This is a genomic window from Prevotella falsenii DSM 22864 = JCM 15124, assembly GCF_000613945.1.
Lineage (GTDB): Bacteria > Bacteroidota > Bacteroidia > Bacteroidales > Bacteroidaceae > Prevotella > Prevotella falsenii.
In genome coordinates, this window is the sequence record NZ_BAJY01000003.1 from 126,633 (window position 1) to 144,231 (window position 17,599).

General features: G+C 44.9%; 19 protein-coding genes and 1 tRNA gene. 9 read left to right on the forward strand and 11 right to left on the reverse strand.

Annotated elements, in window-relative coordinates; genetic code table 11:
• The first annotated feature begins 5 nt into the window (after nucleotides 1-5).
• Nucleotides 6-1,277, forward strand: a complete 1,272-nt coding sequence (locus JCM15124_RS02300) for a glycosyltransferase family 4 protein (RefSeq protein WP_024998128.1) — start codon at nucleotides 6-8, stop codon at nucleotides 1,275-1,277.
• A gap of 52 nt (nucleotides 1,278-1,329) precedes the next feature.
• Nucleotides 1,330-2,727, forward strand: a complete 1,398-nt coding sequence (locus JCM15124_RS02305) for a glycoside hydrolase family 57 protein (RefSeq protein ID WP_024998129.1) — start codon at nucleotides 1,330-1,332, stop codon at nucleotides 2,725-2,727.
• A gap of 255 nt (nucleotides 2,728-2,982) precedes the next feature.
• Here JCM15124_RS02305 and JCM15124_RS02315 read toward each other — a convergent pair whose 3' ends face one another.
• From JCM15124_RS02315 to JCM15124_RS02360, 9 genes are all read right to left on the reverse strand, one after another.
• Nucleotides 2,983-3,273: a DciA family protein gene (locus JCM15124_RS02315; protein WP_024998130.1), complete on the reverse strand. Its 291-nt coding sequence runs from the start codon at nucleotides 3,271-3,273 to the stop codon at nucleotides 2,983-2,985.
• Complete coding sequence (gene recF, locus JCM15124_RS02320; RefSeq protein WP_024998131.1) at nucleotides 3,266-4,381, reverse strand: DNA replication/repair protein RecF; 1,116 nt, start codon at nucleotides 4,379-4,381, stop codon at nucleotides 3,266-3,268. Before recF ends, JCM15124_RS02315 begins: the two co-directional genes overlap by 8 nt.
• Nucleotides 4,382-4,578: 197 nt before the next feature.
• Entirely contained in the window at nucleotides 4,579-4,875 is a 297-nt protein-coding gene (locus tag JCM15124_RS02330) for a hypothetical protein (protein WP_024998132.1), read from the reverse strand.
• An 11-nt stretch (nucleotides 4,876-4,886) separates the two neighbouring features.
• Entirely contained in the window at nucleotides 4,887-5,120 is a 234-nt protein-coding gene (locus JCM15124_RS02335) for a YecH family metal-binding protein (protein WP_024998133.1), read from the reverse strand.
• Between the two features lie 114 nt (nucleotides 5,121-5,234).
• Nucleotides 5,235-5,308, reverse strand: a tRNA-His gene (locus JCM15124_RS02340).
• 91 nt (nucleotides 5,309-5,399) lie between these two features.
• Entirely contained in the window at nucleotides 5,400-5,777 is a 378-nt protein-coding gene (gene secG, locus JCM15124_RS02345; protein WP_024998134.1) for a preprotein translocase subunit SecG, read from the reverse strand.
• Between the two features lie 8 nt (nucleotides 5,778-5,785).
• Entirely contained in the window at nucleotides 5,786-6,556 is a 771-nt protein-coding gene (locus tag JCM15124_RS02350; protein ID WP_024998135.1) for a DUF8458 domain-containing protein, read from the reverse strand.
• Nucleotides 6,557-6,591: 35 nt separating this feature from the next.
• On the reverse strand, nucleotides 6,592-7,122 hold the full coding sequence (locus JCM15124_RS02355) for an LptE family protein (RefSeq protein ID WP_024998136.1): 531 nt from the start codon (nucleotides 7,120-7,122) through the stop codon (nucleotides 6,592-6,594).
• Nucleotides 7,103-8,347 (reverse strand): sigma-54 interaction domain-containing protein, encoded by a 1,245-nt coding sequence (locus tag JCM15124_RS02360; RefSeq protein ID WP_024998137.1) that lies wholly within the window; start codon nucleotides 8,345-8,347, stop codon nucleotides 7,103-7,105. Before JCM15124_RS02360 ends, JCM15124_RS02355 begins: the two co-directional genes overlap by 20 nt.
• A gap of 465 nt (nucleotides 8,348-8,812) precedes the next feature.
• Here JCM15124_RS02360 and JCM15124_RS02365 point away from each other — a divergent pair, with 465 nt between their 5' ends.
• The 4 genes from JCM15124_RS02365 to guaA all read left to right on the forward strand — a co-directional run bounded on the left by JCM15124_RS02365 (nucleotide 8,813) and on the right by guaA (nucleotide 13,104).
• Nucleotides 8,813-9,055 (forward strand): hypothetical protein, encoded by a 243-nt coding sequence (locus tag JCM15124_RS02365; RefSeq protein ID WP_024998138.1) that lies wholly within the window; start codon nucleotides 8,813-8,815, stop codon nucleotides 9,053-9,055.
• On the forward strand, nucleotides 9,055-10,608 hold the full coding sequence (locus JCM15124_RS02370; RefSeq protein WP_024998139.1) for a RapZ C-terminal domain-containing protein: 1,554 nt from the start codon (nucleotides 9,055-9,057) through the stop codon (nucleotides 10,606-10,608). Before JCM15124_RS02365 ends, JCM15124_RS02370 begins: the two co-directional genes overlap by 1 nt.
• Nucleotides 10,609-10,721: 113 nt before the next feature.
• Entirely contained in the window at nucleotides 10,722-11,516 is a 795-nt protein-coding gene (locus tag JCM15124_RS02375) for a nucleotidyltransferase family protein (protein ID WP_024998140.1), read from the forward strand.
• 46 nt (nucleotides 11,517-11,562) lie between these two features.
• Nucleotides 11,563-13,104: a glutamine-hydrolyzing GMP synthase gene (guaA, locus tag JCM15124_RS02380; protein WP_024998141.1), complete on the forward strand. Its 1,542-nt coding sequence runs from the start codon at nucleotides 11,563-11,565 to the stop codon at nucleotides 13,102-13,104.
• Nucleotides 13,105-13,514: 410 nt separating this feature from the next.
• On the opposite strand, the gene mscL is transcribed toward guaA, so the two are convergent.
• Entirely contained in the window at nucleotides 13,515-13,895 is a 381-nt protein-coding gene (gene mscL, locus JCM15124_RS02385) for a large-conductance mechanosensitive channel protein MscL (RefSeq protein WP_024998142.1), read from the reverse strand.
• 225 nt (nucleotides 13,896-14,120) lie between these two features.
• Between mscL and gap the strand changes: the two genes are divergently transcribed.
• From gap to JCM15124_RS02400, 3 genes are all read left to right on the forward strand, one after another.
• Nucleotides 14,121-15,140: a type I glyceraldehyde-3-phosphate dehydrogenase gene (gap, locus tag JCM15124_RS02390; RefSeq protein WP_024998143.1), complete on the forward strand. Its 1,020-nt coding sequence runs from the start codon at nucleotides 14,121-14,123 to the stop codon at nucleotides 15,138-15,140.
• An 83-nt stretch (nucleotides 15,141-15,223) separates the two neighbouring features.
• Nucleotides 15,224-16,153, forward strand: a complete 930-nt coding sequence (gene miaA / locus JCM15124_RS02395; RefSeq protein ID WP_024998144.1) for a tRNA (adenosine(37)-N6)-dimethylallyltransferase MiaA — start codon at nucleotides 15,224-15,226, stop codon at nucleotides 16,151-16,153.
• A gap of 26 nt (nucleotides 16,154-16,179) precedes the next feature.
• Complete coding sequence (locus tag JCM15124_RS02400) at nucleotides 16,180-17,118, forward strand: diacylglycerol/lipid kinase family protein (RefSeq protein WP_024998145.1); 939 nt, start codon at nucleotides 16,180-16,182, stop codon at nucleotides 17,116-17,118.
• A gap of 264 nt (nucleotides 17,119-17,382) precedes the next feature.
• Here JCM15124_RS02400 and JCM15124_RS16140 read toward each other — a convergent pair.
• On the reverse strand, nucleotides 17,383-17,599 hold a 217-nt coding region (locus JCM15124_RS16140), incomplete at its 5' end, for a hypothetical protein (RefSeq protein ID WP_198019111.1).

A 17,599-nucleotide genomic window follows, 5' to 3' on the forward strand; every position in this document is an offset into this window, starting at 1 on the left:
ACAAAATGAAAGTATTAATGTTCGGTTGGGAGTACCCTCCACATGTATTTGGCGGATTGGCGACTGCTAATTTTGGTATTTCGGAAGGCTTGCACGCACAAGGAGATATAGAAACTACGCTTTGCTTACCGCACCCTTTCGGCGATGAAGACAAAACTTTCGCCAACATCGTAGCAATGAACTGCGTGCCCATTGTGTATCGCGACATAGACCAAGGCTTTTTGCACGAACGGTTGGGCAGCATTATGGACACCGACCTATATTATAAGTTGCGCGAAAATATCTATGCCGATTTCAGCAATATGAATGTAAGCGACATTGGCGCAATGGAGTTTGCAGGCGGCTATCCGGCCAACTTGCACGAAGAAATAAACAACTATTCCATCATAGCAGGTGTGGTGGCACGTGCTATGGACTACGATATTATCCACGCACACGACTGGCTTACCTTCCCGGCAGGTATCCATGCCAAGAAAGTGTCGGGCAAACCGCTGTGCATTCACGTGCATGCAACCGACTTCGACCGCTCGCGAGGCAAGGTAAATCCTACGGTCTATGCGATAGAGAAAGACGGAATGGACAATGCAGACTGCATTATGTGTGTATCGGAACTGACTCGTAGAACGGTTATCAGGCAGTATCATCAGAACCCGGAAAAGGTGTTCACGGTGCACAACGCCGTATATCCGTTGCGAAAAGAGGTAGCCGACTTGCCCCGACCTTCACACAAAGGAAAAGAAAAGGTGGTAACCTTCCTCGGTCGTATCACGATGCAGAAAGGTCCGGAATATTTTGTCGAGGCTGCCAATATGGTGTTACGGCGCACACGCAACGTTCGTTTCTGCATGGCAGGGTCGGGCGATATGATGAATCAAATGATACTGTTAGCTGCCGAACGAGGTATTGCCGACCGCTTCCACTTTCCCGGTTTTATGAAAGGCGACCAAGTTTACGAGTGCCTGAAGGCATCAGATGTCTACGTCATGCCGTCGGTGAGCGAACCTTTCGGTATATCTCCTTTGGAAGCAATGCAATGCGGAACACCTACCATTATTTCAAAACAAAGTGGCTGTGCCGAGATTTTGAACAACTGTATAAAGGTAGATTACTGGGACATAGAGGCGATGGCAGATGCCATGTATTCTATCTGCCACAACGAAAGTATGTTCGACTACTTATCGGAAGAAGGAAAACGAGAGGTAGACAATATAACGTGGGAGAAAGTAGGTGCATGGATTCGCGAACTTTATTTCCGCACTTTGGGGTGGAAAAGTTAAGGCGAGGACGGCTGTATAAATCAAAATCAACAACATTTAAAACCAAAAGACAATGAAAACAATTTGCTTATATTTCGAGATACATCAAATTATTCACTTGCGTCGTTACCGTTTCTTCGATATTGGAACAGACCATTACTATTACGACGATTACGAAAACGAACGCAGCATCACCGATATAGTGCAACGCAGCTACATGCCTGCACTCGACACACTGCTGCAAATGATAAAAGACAGCAACGGTTTCTTTAAGGTGGCACTCTGCCTTTCGGGTGTGGGTATAGAGAGTTTGGAACAGTATGCCCCTGAAGTGATAGAGAAAATACAGGAGCTTGCCAAGACGGGGTGTGTGGAATTTCTTGCCGAACCCTATTCGCACGGCTTGGCTGCATTGGGCAATGAAGACAGCTTCAAGGCAGAAGTGAAACGATTGAGCAAGAAGATTAAGGAGTATTTCGACTACACGCCGAAGGTATTGCGCAACTCTTCGCTCATCTATAGCGACGAGATTGGACGAATGGCTGCCGAGATGAAGTTCAAGGGAATGATAACCGAAGGCGCAAAACACGTATTGGGTTGGAAGAGTCCTCATTATCTTTACCATTGCGCAATCGCCCCTCAGCTGAAGCTTATCCTGCGCGATGTAACCCTGAGCGACGATATATCGCTCCGCTTCAACAACTCGGAGTGGGAGGGTTATCCACTGTTTGCCGACGACTACATTAACAAAATAGCATCGCAACCCGACGAAGAGCAAATCTACGGCATCTTTATGAACCTTACCGCATTGGGCATTGAGCAGCCTTTGCACAGCAATATACTTGAGTTCTTCAAGGCTTTGCCCGAATGTGCCCGCCGTCGCGGCATAAGTTTCTCTACGCCTACCGAGCTCTGCGACCGCGTCAAGAGCGTGGGAGAGTTCTCTGCTCCTTATCCATTAAGTTGGCGCGACGAAGAGCGCGATGTTAGTACGTGGCTTGGAAACACCATGCAGCGCGAGGCTTTCAATAAGCTTTACAGCATAGCCGACAGAGTGCGCATTGCCAACGACCCACGTATTAATCAGGACTGGGACTATCTTCAAGCGAGCGACAACTTCAGTGCAATGAGCACAAAGCCTGTGCCTGTGGGCGTAGACCGTGGTATTTACAGTACGCCGTTCGATGCTTTTACCAACTATATGAACATCTTGGGCGACTTTATCAGTCGTGTAGATGCCCTCTATCCTGCCGATATTGACAACGAAGAATTGAACGCACTGCTGACAGCAATACACAATCAGGAGAACGAAATAGAAACAAAAGACAAGGAGATAGTGTTGTTGAAAGCCAAAGCAGAGAAGTTGGCAAATGAAAGCGACAAGCTGCGGGCAAAGTTGGAACAATGTGAAAAGGGCGATAAACCAAAGAAAGCAAAGGCAGCAACAACGAAAAAGGCTGCAAAGAAGTAAAAATAAAGGCAAGCATTGTTGTTTGCCAAGACTTTAATATCGCAAGAAACATTTGCGGAATTGTCTTTGAACAGGCAATTCCGCATTGTTTTTAAAAGGCAAATCTCCTGACCGAATAGTGGAAACTCTTCGCCTTGGCTTTATGAAGAAAGTTTCATTAACAAATATAAGCAAATGCGTCCTAATGACAGATTTGGGTTTAAGTTTCAGTGTAGAGGCACTATGGCAATTCCCAATCCTACAAATCACAGTGTTTTAGTAGATGCGGACTTCTGAAATAACGAACGAACCAACGTGCTCGTTCAGGCGTTTTACCAATTGCGTGCGCATCATCGACAGGTCTTGGCGCAAGGCCGGATTGCTTATTTTCACAAATAAGGTCTGGTTGCGAATGCTTTTTTCCTGCGTATATCGTGCTACCGTAGGACCTACAACTTCGTCCCAAGCCGACAAAATTCGTTTTTGAAGCAAGGGCGACTCAAGTCCACCGTCGCGCAACACCTTGCCAAGCACCTCCGATAAGGGTTTCACCTTGCGCCTAAACATGGGCTACGCTCCTTTCCGTTACTTCGCCGTTTTCAACCGAAAAGAGCTTGTAGTCGAAGCTACTGTTGCCTAATATCTTGTCTAAATGGTCGCGATTGGTATCGGTAATGAATATCTGTCCGAAGCTATCGCCCGAAACCAACTTCACGATTTGTTCAACACGGTCGGCATCTAACTTATCGAAAATATCGTCAAGCAACAATAAAGGTGTCTTGTTGCCTGCTGCTTGCTTTAGGAAATTGAACTGTGCGAGCTTCAATGCCAACACAAAGGTTTTGTTCTGTCCCTGACTTCCTTCACGCTTTATGGGGAACCCGCCTAACGACATAACAAGATCGTCCTTATGAATACCGTGCAGCGAATAGCCCATAATGCGGTCTTTCGCCCTGTCGCGCTGTATAACCTCCAACAAATCGCCACGTTCGCCGTGCGAAACATACTGTAAAGAAACCTGTTCGCGGTTTTGCGAAATGGCTTGATAGATAGCTTGGAACACAGGCACAAGCTGTTCGATAAAGGCTGCACGCTTCTTGTATATTTCTGTTCCGTTTTCTGCCATCTGCATTTCCAACAATTCTAACAGCATGGTGTCGGGCTCTTCCTCTTGTTTCAGCAAACTATTACGTTGCTGCAAAGCTTTATTGTAGCGCGTAAGCGACTCTATGTAAGGGCGGTCGTACTGCGAAATGACAACGTCCATAAGGCGACGACGCTCCTCGCTTCCACCTTCGATAATCGAAATGTCGGACGGTGAGACGAAGATTAAGGGTATCAGACCAATGTGTTCCGACAGTTTCTTGTATTCTTTCTTGTTCCGCTTGAAATGCTTCTTCGTCCCTCGCTTCATGCTGCAATATATTTGCTCTCGGTTTTCCACATTTGTTGTGTAGTCGCCTTCCAAGACAAAGAAGTCGCTACTGTGGCACATTACCTCTGAATCTTTCGAGTTGAAAGCACTTTTGCAGAACGAAAGATAATACACAGCATCGAGTAAGTTGGTCTTACCTACTCCGTTATGCCCGATAAAACAGTTCAGCTTAGCCGACAAATTGAGTGTTGCCGCCTCTATATTCTTATAATTTATAATCGAAAGTTTGTCTAATCGCATGCAGTTTCTTCAAGTTTTGTCTAACAACTTGGGCATACAAAGATACGGAAATTAATGCTTATAATGAAAAATGTGCCCACTTTTGTTGTAAGGAAGGTTCTAAAAATCATCGGCAGAACAAGCTTATGGCAAGCCCTTCCTGTTCTTTCTGCCCTTTATAAACAAAAAGAGAGCTGCCTTTCAGCAACTCTCTTTCCTTAACAACCACTACCATCTATATTGCAAGACGGTGCTTCGTTCGTGTTCGTTTGCAAGCCGGCGTCTTCCGCATTCAGTGTTACAGTGCCGTCTTCCAGCACAAAGCAAGGTATGCCCGCATAGCCTTTTGCACGTGCTTCTGCAAAAACAGGATTGTTATCGCGCAAGCGTAGAAATTCTTTCAGAAAGCGAACGTGCTCGCCAATATCTATTACTTCGTATCGGCTGTCGCCTTTTGCCTGCTCATCGACTGCCACACAGTCCGGGCAAGTTTTCATTCCATATATCTTTATCATAGTTACTGTGTTTAATGATTGCAAATCTTGCTTGCATCTACTGTAAATTCGTCGCTGTTGGAAGGCATGAATTTTCCACGTTCTTCAAGGAAATCGACAAGTTCTTCAGCCGTCATTCCTTCTGCGGAACAAGTGTGGAAACGCTCTTCCGTGCCGAATTTATCAACAATTGCTTTTACTAAACTTTCTTTTGTGCTATAGCTGTTGCCCTCCATCATGTGGAGAACATCGTGTCCATGTGCCATTTTCGTATCCTCTCTTTTAATTTGTTGCGTCGCACAAAGCGACTTCTTCCTTCTTAATTACCTTATTAAATGCAGAACGAGGAATATCATTGCTGAAATTCCTCGTTCGCTTTGGGTGGACGGTGGGACTCGAACCCACGACATTCAGAACCACAATCTGACGCTCTAACCAACTGAACTACGCCCACCATGTTTTTGTTTGCTTTTCAAAAGCGAGTGCAAAGGTAGGAATTTTATTTATTTTACCCAAATAAAATCCATACTTTTTATTTTGTTTTATTACTTGGCAGGAGTTGCAGGAGCTTTAGCAGCTTCGCCTTGTGCTGCCGGAGCGGCTTGCTTTTGCTGACTTGCACCGAAGTTAGGCAAGTTGTTTGGATTTGTAGCACTACCTTCTGTTGCTGCTTTTTCAATTACGCTTTGCTCTGTTACAGCCTGTGGCGCAACGTAAGCAGCTGCAATGCTGATGACAACCATAAAGATTGCACAACCCCAAGTTACTTTTTCAATAAAGTCAGTTGTCTTGCGAACGCCCATAATAGCGTTTGAAGAAGAGAAGTTAGACGATAGGCCGCCACCTTTAGACTCTTGAATTAGAACTACTCCAATCATAAGAATGGCTGCAATAACGATAAGTACTACTAAAAGCGTATACATTTCTTGTGCTATTTTTTATTATTGTTTATTATCAATTTCTCCAAAAAACGGATTTGGTCTGCAAAGTAACGATTTTTTTTCGGATATACCAAATTTAATCGCTGAATTATTTCCAATGCCTTAGAATATCTGCCTTGTTTTATGTAAATTCGTGCTAAAGTTTCGGTGAAATATCCATTTTCCTCTATTTCTGCTTCTTCTACACTGTTTTCTTCTGCAGTTTCGGGTTCGTATTCTGTATCTTCCTGCAAGACGATTTTTCCACCTTCATTGTGGATAAAGTCGTCTATCAAACTTTGTCCGCGCAATTCGGGTACAGCTTTTTCTTTCTTTTCCTGCTTTTCCGATTGCATTAGAAAGGCTACATAGTCTACTGTTGCGTCGGCAGGTGTAGGCTTCCGCCTGCTGTCCGCAGCCTCTTCGGCATCTTTCGGAATTTGTTCGAGAAAGCTATCGATAAGCGAAACGGTTCTGTTTGGTTCTGTTTTCCGGGCTGTTTCTTCTTTCGGAGCAGCCGGTACAGCTTCTTGGGCAGTTGATGTGCGTAGCTGATAATGAGCAGACTCTACAAGGTCGAAGAGTATTCTACGGTCGGTGATGTAGATGGCAGCGCGCCGCAACTCCTCGTCGAAGGTAGAATCGTGCAGCAGAAACAGGTTCTTCAGGAGCAAAACTCGTGCCGGCTGATAGAACGGATAGAGCGCAATAAGACTTCGGAGGTCGTATAACGTCTCCTTGTTCAGGTCTTCGGGGTGATTAAAATAATGCGCTATGTCCATATTATTGTTTTCTTTACGATGCTGTAACGATTGTTTTACCAGTTGGCAACGGTTGCATTGAATATCTGTTCGGTAAGGTCTTTCACCATTTGCTCCACCAACTCTTCCTGTACAGAGTTCAAACTCCTTGTGGTATCGTAGCTGGCAGATGCTGTAAACTGCCTTTCAAAATCTTCTTTATGGTTGCTGTTGTTTGTAAAACGTACGTTCACGGTGATAGAAAGTTCGGTTTGAGCCGAATAGCCCTCGCTCGAAACACTCTTGTTGCGTTGTTGATACTGTGTTATTTCGCCCTCAATCTTCAGGTCGCCATTACGTTTCACCTGCTCCAAGCGGGTGTGATTGGCAAAGACATCTTTCAGTTTGTTGTTGAACATTGGTGCCATTGGTCCCCATACATAGGCAGAACGAATTGGAAAATCGGCTATCTGAATGCTGCGCACCTTACTGTAATCAATGCTTGCACCATTGAATTTGTAGCTCACCGAACAGGCAGTGAGACACATCAGTGCCACTACTATATATATAAGGTGTATTTTTCTCGTTTTATTTACTATCCAAGCCATATTGCTTAATTCGTCTGTAAAGCGTTCTGTCGCTGATACCTAACTCTTGTGCAGCCTTCTTTCGGTTGCCGTTGTTGCGTTCCAAAGCCTTCTCCACCATTTGTCTGCCTACGTCGCTGAGGTTTAAAACTTCGGGTTCTGATATTTCTTCGGCTTCTGCAAATTCTATCAAATTGTCGGAAGCAGGTGTTTCTGCAACAGCGTGTTTAGCGGGAACAGGTATCGCATCGTGATGTTTCTCGGGCAAAGGTTCGAATCCTCTCGCTCCGTTCAGTGCACGTGTTTCTTCCAATTGCTTGCGAACAGTGTTTAAATCGCGGCGCAGGTCGCTCACATTGCCACGCAGTTCGTAGAGTATTTGATACAGAATGTCGCGCTCGCTTTCGTAGCTATGCTTTCCACCTTTTTCTATAATGGCAAGCTGTGTGCTATCGGGGTCGCGCGGAATAAAGTCGGTCAGCATGTCTGCCGTTATTTCTCGCTGCTCGCTCAGCACCGACATTTGCTCGGTAATGTTCTTCAGCTGTCGCACATTTCCCGGCCATTTGTAGTGCAACATTATTTGTTTTGCATCGTCGGTCAGTGTTATTTTGGGCAAGCGATACTTCTCTGCCATTTGCATGGCAAAGAGCCTGAACAATAAAAGAATATCTTCGCCACGGTCGCGAAGCGGCGGCATCTGAACAGGAATGGTGTTCAGACGGTAAAACAAGTCTTCACGGAACTTGCCTTCGCTCACCGCCTTGCGCATATTAACGTTGGTTGCAGCCACTATGCGCACATCGGTCTTGCGCACTTCCTGCCCTCCCACACGAATGTATTCACCCGTTTCCAACACGCGCAATAGCTTGGCTTGTGTTGCCAAAGGCAGTTCGCCCACTTCATCGAGGAAGATTGTTCCCTTGTTTGCAGTGCCGAAATAGCCATCGCTTTCGCCGATTGCCCCCGTGAACGAGCCTTTTTCGTGTCCAAAGAGTTCGCTGTCAATCGTTCCTTCGGGTATGGAGCCGCAGTTAATGGCAAAGTATTTTTCCCTTTTTCGTGGTGAATTGTCGTGAATGACACGGGGAATGATTTCCTTGCCCACACCGCTTTCTCCAACGATAAGTACGGATAGGTCGGTTGGTGCAACTTGCAATGACACGTCTAAAGCTCGGTTTAGCGCATTGCAATTGCCCACTATGTTGTAACGCTGTTTTATGCGTTGAAGTTCTGTATTGTTCATTTAGCTGACAAATTTACCTATTTATTTTTAAAAGTCTGCAACTTTGGCAGAGTTTAACAAACACTAATAGTTTTCTTTTGGTTTACCCCAAAACCGTTGCGAGTACACTTACGTTTTTCCCATAATACAAAAGACTGACGATTAAATTTTGCCCCGGTTTTGTAAAAATAATTCTCTTAAAAAGTGATAATTGCGTTTTGACGTTGCGAAACCGTAGGTTTTGCGATGTAAAACCTACGCTTTTACCGTGCAAAACCTACGGTTTTGGAACGCAAAACAATAGGTTTCGCAAAGCGTTGATAATGAAATGGTTACACAAAAGATACTGTTGCGAAAAATATTTACATATTTTCGCCTTTTCTCACCCCTCTAATTAAGGTCGATAGCCTTGCTTTAAGTTTCGGCAAACAGCAATATTCTGACGACATTTCTCTTTATCTAAAAACTTTTGATTAACTTTGTGGCATGAAGATAAAGGTGAATTGGAAAATGTTTCTGGTGTTCTTCATCATCATTGGAGGACTCTATTATATTACAAAGAACTTTTGGATAACTGCAGGTATTATGGTTATCTTGTTGCTTATTGACGGCTTTCTGCGCGAGTACGACTTAAAAAAGCGAGGCGAAAAGCAGGCAGACGACATTTTAAAAGGGCTTGAAGAAGACGGCAACGAGGACGACAGCGACGATAAGGAAGATACAAAGTAATGGAAAAACTCGTAGAACTATACAAACAATGGGCAGGCAATGCTCCTGCAAACATAGAAAAAATGGCCGGTGCAGGCAGCAACCGAACATACTATCGCTTTACCGACGATAAGGAAAAATCGGTGATTGGCGTTATCGGAACGAGCCGGGACGAGAACCATGCCTTTATTTATCTTGCCAAACACTTCGCCCAACGACAGCTGCCCGTGCCACGCGTTCTTGCTGTTTCCAAAGACGAAACACGCTATTTGCAAACCGATTTGGGCGTAACATCGCTTTTCGATGCCATTCGGGGCGGACGCGAGGCAGGCGGTCGTTACAATCTTGCAGAGCAGGAATTGTTGCACAAAACGATAAAAGAGCTGCCCAACTTCCAACTTCGCGGTGCACGTGGGTTGGATTACAGCTATTGCTATCCGCAATCCGAGTTTAACGAAGAAACCGTTCTTTTCGATTTGAATTACTTTAAATATTGTTTCCTAAAGGCAACAGAGCTTGATTTCCATGAGCTAAAGTTACAGGCTAACTTCCGAATGTTTGCAAAAGACCTTACATCGGAGAAGATAGATGCCTTTCTTTATCGCGATTTCCAAGCACGCAACATTATGCTTGATACCGACGGAAAGCCGCAATTCATTGATTTCCAAGGCGGACGAAAAGGACCTTACTACTACGACCTTGCTTCGTTTCTGTGGCAGGCAAGTGCAAAATATTCGTTCAAACTGCGTCGCGAACTGGTTTTCGAGTATTATAACAGTCTGAAGCATTTTACCGAAGTGCCGTCGAAACGCCACTTTGTAAACCGTCTTTCGCTGTTTGTGCTCTTCCGTTTGCTGCAAGTGTTGGGCGCATACGGATTCCGCGGCTATTTTGAACGCAAGAAACACTTTATCGATTCCATTCCGCCTGCCATTCAAAACCTCCGCGATGTATTGACTTTGGGCGAAAAGGTGTTCCCTTATCCGTACATGTTGGATATGTTGCGAAAGCTGACACAGCTACCACAATTCGCTCATATCGAACAACCTGCAAGGAACAGAAGCGACGGTTACAAGGTTGCCGAGAAAGATGTGTACAGGGCAAACCCACTGGACGGTCCTGCAACCTTCTCGAAGTACGACGGAAAAGGCCCTTTGGTGGTGCGAGTGTTTAGTTTTTCGTTCAGAAAAGGTATTCCTGAAGACACTTCGGGCAACGGCGGCGGTTACGTTTTCGACTGTCGCAGTACGCACAACCCCGGTCGTTACGAACCTTACAAGAAGATAACGGGACTCGACGATGCCGTTATTCGTTTCTTGGAAGACGACGGCGAAATCGTTGAATTTCTTCGTCCGGTCTACAAACTCGCCGAGCACCATGTGGAACGCTATATGCAACGTGGTTTCACCGACCTTATGTTCTCGTTCGGTTGTACGGGCGGACAGCACCGTTCCGTGTACTGTGCCCAGCATTTAGCTGAATATTTAAACCGAAAATATGGAATTGAAGTGCACATTACGCACCGAGAACAAGGCATAGAACAAGTGTTGGAAGCTAACCCAAAAGAAACTTAGAGGAACACATTTCCTTTCTGTGATACTTTAAAACGACCCTTAAGGTTATAAGTTTATTTCTTTGTTGTCTGAAATTTAATTAGTAAATTTGCACGCATTAAAAGCAGTAGATAATGCAATCAATGATATTTGCCGCCGGACTTGGCACACGTTTAAAGCCTCTGACCGACAGAATGCCGAAAGCATTGGTCAGGGTTGGGGGCAAACCGCTGATAGAACACGTCGTCAGACAATTGGTTGCGGCAGGCAGCCGACACATAGTTGTAAACGTGCACCACTTTGCCAATCAAATCATTGAATACTTACAGCAAAACGATTTCGGCGCAGACATTCGTGTTTCCGACGAATCGGAAATGCTACTCGATACCGGAGGCGGGATAAAAAAAGCAGCATCGCTTTTCAATACCAACGAACCTGTGCTTATTCACAACGTAGATATTCTAAGCAATGTACACTTACGAGCGTTATACGATTATGCTTGCGAAGCGGAAACAACGCAAAAGGTTGATTCCGTGTTGCTTGTGAGCCAACGAAAAACAAAGCGTTACCTTATTTTCGATAAAGAAATGCGCTTGGTAGGTTGGACTAACACAGACACGGGTGAAGTAAAAACGCCTTACGAAGCCTTGTATGGGCTTACCTTTATGCAGCCTTACGGCAGCAATACCGCCAACGAACAACACGGCTACACGCTTTTTGCTTTTTCGGGAATACACGTTGTCGGCAGAAAAGTATTTGAAACGATGAACGAATGTCCCGAGAAGTTTCCCATAATGGACTTTTATTTGAAGTATGCAAAGGACTTACACTTCATCGGAAAGGTGAAAAACGACCTTAAACTCATGGACGTTGGCAAGTTGGACACGCTCTCCGAAGCTGACGCTTTTGCACAACAATTAGGCTATTAGGCAATAACAACAACGAAAGAACAGAAAAACAACAACATATCAGAATATGCAAAAAATCATCATCTTGGATTTCGGATCACAGACAACCCAGCTAATTGGTCGCCGCTTGCGCGAATTAGACACGTTCTGTGAAATTCTTCCATACAACAAGTTCCCCAAGGACGACCCTTCGGTGATTGGCGTTATCCTTTCAGGTTCGCCCTATTCGGTTCACGACCCTGAGGCGTTCCAAGTGGATTTAAGTCGGTTTTTGGGCAAAATACCCGTACTTGGCATTTGCTACGGAGCACAATACATCTCGCATAAGAACGGTGGAAAGGTAGAACAAACAGGCACCCGAGAGTACGGACGCGCCAACTTGGCAACCGTTGATACGGAAAATCCGTTGTTCCGCGGCTTCGATAAGAACTCGCAAGTATGGATGAGCCACGGCGATACCATTACCGCCATTCCTTCCGACTGCAAGATTATAGCTTCGACAAGCGATGTAAAGTTTGCCGCCTACGCCTCTACGACACAACCTTTGTGGGCAGTTCAGTTCCACCCGGAGGTGTTCCACAGCTTGCAAGGCACAACTCTTTTAAAGAATTTCGTAGTGGATATTTGCGGCAGCAAGCAAGAATGGAGTCCGGCTTCGTATGTGGAAACAACCGTGAAAGAACTGAAAGAGCAGTTAGGAAACGACCGTGTGATACTCGGACTTTCCGGTGGCGTCGATTCATCGGTATGTGCTACCCTGCTTAATCGTGCCATTGGGAAAAATCTTACCTGCATCTTTGTAGACCACGGCATGCTCCGTAAGAACGAATTTGCGAAAGTAATGGAGGCTTACGAGGGATTAGGACTGAACGTTATCGGTATTGATGCGTCGGAGAAGTTCTTTGCCGACCTTGCCGGCGTTACCGACCCGGAGCAGAAACGCAAAATTATCGGTCGCGATTTCGTAGAAGTTTTCAATGCCGAAGCTAAGAAAATAACCGATGCCAAATGGTTGGCACAAGGCACAATCTACCCCGACCGCATCGAAAGTCTAAGCATTACGGGAATGGTAATTAAGAGTCATCACAACGTGGGCGGCTTGCCAAAGGAGATGAACCTGAAGCTTTGCGAACCGTTGCAATGGTTGTTCAAAGACGAAGTGCGCCGTGTGGGCTACGAATTGGGCATGCCCGAACGCCTTATCAAGCGACACCCATTCCCCGGACCGGGCTTGGCGGTGCGCATTCTTGGCGATATTACCCGCGAGAAAGTACGTATCCTCCAAGAGGCTGACGATATTTACATCGAGAACATGCACAACTACGTTTGCGAAGATGGCGAAGTGCTTTACGATAAAGTATGGCAAGCAGGTACGGTTCTTTTGTCTACAATCCGCAGTGTAGGTGTTATGGGCGACGAACGCACCTACGAACACCCTGTTGCCTTGCGTGCCGTAACCAGCACCGATGCAATGTCAGCCGACTGGGCGCAACTCCCTTACGACTTTATGGCAAAGGTTTCAAACGAAATCATCAATAAAGTGAAAGGCGTAAACCGCGTTTGCTACGATATTTCTTCAAAGCCGCCCGCAACCATCGAGTGGGAATAAAACATCACAGAAATAAAGAAGAAGCAGTAGAAATCTTTGTGGGAATAACCCATTTTACGGACGAACGGAAGTTCATAAAACCGTAAATATTTTTCACAAGAATATCTATTGTATAACAAATTCACTATCAAAGCATTACAGAAACAGTTGTTTCGTATTTCAAAAGTGGCTGTTTTGCACGATAAAAGCGTAGGTTTTACAACGCAAAACCTACGCTTTTGCAATGCCAAAACGCAATTACCGTTTTCCAATAGAATTATATTTACAGAACCAAAGACATTCTCGACATCAGCCTTAAGCAATGAAAAGGAAATCAACTCTGTCAATTATATTCTACCGAAACAATAAAGGCGCATCGAAAACGATGCACCTTTATTGTTTCAGTTTACCTTTTCAAGAGGTTGTAACCATTACTTGTTCTTCAGCAAATCGCGAATTTCGCTAAGCAGTTTTTCTTCGTTAGACGGTTCTGCAGGCGCAGCCGGTTCTTCTTCCTTCTTCTTTGAAAGGCTGTTCATACCCTTAATCATTGCAAAGATACAAACTGCGATGATGAGGAAGTCGATGATGTTCTGAATGAACATACCATACTTTACTTCAGCATCGCCTACCATTACGCTCACTTTGCTGAAGTCTACACCACCTGTCAGCACACCGATAATCGGCATCATAACATCGTCTACCAATGAAGACACAATCTTTCCAAACGCGCCGCCAATGATAACACCGACAGCCATGTCCATTACGTTACCACGCATGGCAAATTCTTTGAACTCTTTAATAAAAGCCATAAAATAAAATTCTATTCGATGCTGTAAGAAAAACTACAATCCTTTTCAATTAATATAAGTCAAGTTATCCTACTGACACATCTTTATTTAATAATGTTTAATACTCTTTTCGGTTGCAAATATAAGAACTTTTTTTGTAACTTTGCATATGAAAAGATAAAAAATATTACTTTTCTCTTAAAATAAACTTATAGGTAATATAGTATTCACTTTAAATAAAGACAAATGATTAAAATTGGTATTAACGGATTTGGCCGTATCGGTCGTTTCGTATTCCGCGCAAGTCTTGAAGAGGCAAACGCTAAGGACGTAGTTGTAGTTGGTATTAACGACCTCTGCCCGGTTGATTATCTTGCTTACATGTTGAAGTACGACACAATGCACGGTATTTTCAATGGCACTATCGAAGCTGATGTTGAAAAGTCTCAGCTCATCGTAAACGGTAACGTTATTCGTGTAACTGCAGAGCGCAACCCTGCTGACTTGAAGTGGGACGAAATCGGTGCTGAATACGTTGTAGAGTCTACCGGCCTCTTCCTTACAAAGGAAAAGTCTCAAGCTCACATCGATGCTGGTGCTAAGTACGTTGTAATGTCTGCTCCTTCAAAGGACGACACTCCAATGTTCGTTTGTGGTGTAAATCACGAAAAATATGTAAAGGGAACTCAGTTTGTATCTAACGCATCTTGCACAACAAACTGCTTGGCTCCTATCGCTAAGGTATTGAACGATAAGTTTGGTATCACAGACGGTTTGATGACTACCGTTCACTCTACAACAGCTACACAGAAAACTGTAGACGGTCCTTCTTTGAAAGACTGGCGCGGCGGTCGTGCAGCTTCAGGCAACATTATTCCTTCTTCAACAGGTGCTGCAAAGGCAGTAGGCAAGGTAATTCCTGAACTCAACGGCAAGCTCACAGGTATGTCAATGCGCGTTCCTACATTGGACGTTTCTGTAGTAGACCTCACTGTAAACTTGGCTAAACCCGCTAAGTACGAAGAAATTTGCGCTGCCATGAAAGAAGCTTCTGAAGGCGAATTGAAGGGCATTCTCGGTTACACAGAAGATGCAGTGGTTTCTTCAGACTTCCTCGGCGACCCACGCACATCTATCTTCGATGCCAAAGCAGGTATTGCTCTTACAGACACATTCGTAAAAGTTGTGTCTTGGTACGACAACGAAATCGGTTACTCACACAAGGTTGTAGAGTTGATTAAGCACATGGCGAAAGTTAATGGCTAATCTTCCGATTTCATAAGAAAACATATTAAAAAGCCATTCGGTTTATTGCCGAATGGCTTTTTTTTATTATTTTTGTGCGATAAATGGAGAAGATGCTTACGATAATAGGACCAACGGCGAGTGGGAAAACCACGTTTGCCACTGCATTGGCTGCAACAATGGGGGCAGAAATTATCAGTGCCGACAGCCGTCAGGTGTACCGCCGTATGGACATCGGTACGGGGAAAGACCTTGCCGACTATGAGGTGAACGGCATAAAAGTGCCCTATCACCTGATTGACATTGCCGAACCGGGCACAAAATACAATCTTTTCCGGTATCAACAGGATTTCCAAACTGCCTATGCCGATATTTCCAAGCGTGGAAAACCCATTATACTGTGTGGCGGAACAGGGCTTTACGTCGAGGCAGTACTGAAGGGTTATGCGCTTTCTCCGGTTCCGCAGAACGACGCTCTGCGCGCTTCGTTGGCAGGAAAGTCGCTTGCCGAACTTACCGAAATTCTTTCTGCGCTGAAAGAAAAGAACCATTCGGCAATGCACAACCGCACCGATGTTGATACAAACAACCGTGCCATTCGTGCCATTGAAATAGAAACCTACGAGCAGGAACACCCTACGCCCGACCGTTCGATGCCTGCCGTGGATTCGATAATTGTCGGTGTGGACATCGACCGCGACGAACGCCGCCGCAAAATCAGCCGCCGTTTAAAGGCAAGATTGGACGAAGGTATGGTCGATGAGGTGCGGGCATTGCTCGCTTCGGGCATTCCTGCCGACAACCTTATTTACTACGGCTTGGAATATAAGTTCGTTACGCAATACCTTATCGGCAAATTAACCTACGACGAAATGTACCGTAACTTGGAAATAGCCATTCACCGGTTTGCCAAACGACAAATGACATGGTTCAGAGGAATGGAACGACGTGGGTTTCGCATTCACTGGATAGACGCTGCTACACCATTAAACGAGAAGATAGCATACGTTCAGACACTCATAGAAAAAGCATAACAAACGGTTCAAACGAGATAATATATATGGTAGACGAAAACAAATGGGGCATACTTTATTGCCCGAAAGGCGGATTGCTGAGCAGTCCGCAAAAGCGTTGGGAGCGTGTAGAACGTTGCCTTAAAGCACGCAACATTGATTTCGACATGATTCAGAGCGAAAGTTCGGCAGGTGTAGACCGCCTTATCCGTATGATGATAGGCAACGGCTATCGCACCATCATTATTTTCGGTGGCGATTCGGCACTCAACGACACCGTTAATTGCTTAATGCAAGAGAAGAAAGAGGTGCGCGAAAGCACCGTATTGGGGGTAATTCCTAATGGTGTTATGAACGACTTTGCTCATTTCTGGGGCTTCGATGAAGACGATATTGAACAGACCATCGAATGGTTGGAGGCACGCCGTGTGCGCAAAATAGACCTTGGTTGCATTCGATACAGAAACCGAGAGGGCGAAGGTTGCCATCGCTATTTCCTTAATTGCATCAACATCGGTCTTATCGCTACCATCATGAACCTTCGCCGCCGCACGCGCAACCTGTTCGGTTCGCGCAGTCTTTCGTTCATCTTCTCGTTCATTCTCTTGGCTTTCCAACGCATGGACTTCCACATGCACATCAAAATAAATACCGATGAAATAAAGCGTAAGGTTATGACAGTCTGTTTAGGCAATGCCCTTGGCTACGGACAAACGCCAAACGCAGTACCTTATAACGGACTGTTAGATGTGTCGGTGGTGTACCACCCCGAAGTTACACAGCTTTTCGAAGGCATTTATCTCTTTCTGCGCGGCAAGTTCTTGAACCACAGAAGCGTGCACCCCTATCGCACACAAGAAGCTACAATACACGTAGAGCCACGCACACTGATAGGCATAGACGGCAGACTGATGGCAAAAACGCCTGTCGGTCCGTTTAAGGTGATGGTAGAAAAAGAGGTTATCAACTTCCTCATACCTGCATAATTTATCCGTGCAGAGTCATTGAATTTGTGCTTATTGCTGTGCGATAAAACTTAAAGTACAGCAACATTTATTCATTAAATATAAGCGGAAAGAAAGCGAGAAATCTGTAAACATTTTTCACAAGAGTGGCTTTTGTGTAACCTTTTCATTATCAACGTTTTGCAAGACCTATTGTTTTGCATTCCAAAACCGTAGGTTTTGCACGGTAAAAGCGTAGGTTTTACATCGCAAAACCTACGGTTTCGCAACGCCAAAGCGATTATATCACTTTTTAACAGAATTATCTTTACAAAGTAAAGGTAAAATTCCGCCTACTTTTTTATTAAATCCCAATCGTTCATTAGAGCCTTTTACTGATTTTGTTCGATTGTCGAGCAGCTGTGCCGGCATTTCATCGAAGGCGTAGTGGGCTACGGTGAGATGTAATGGCTGCGCAGATGTCGGCAAGCGAACGAAAGCGGTAAGGAAGTATGACGATAAT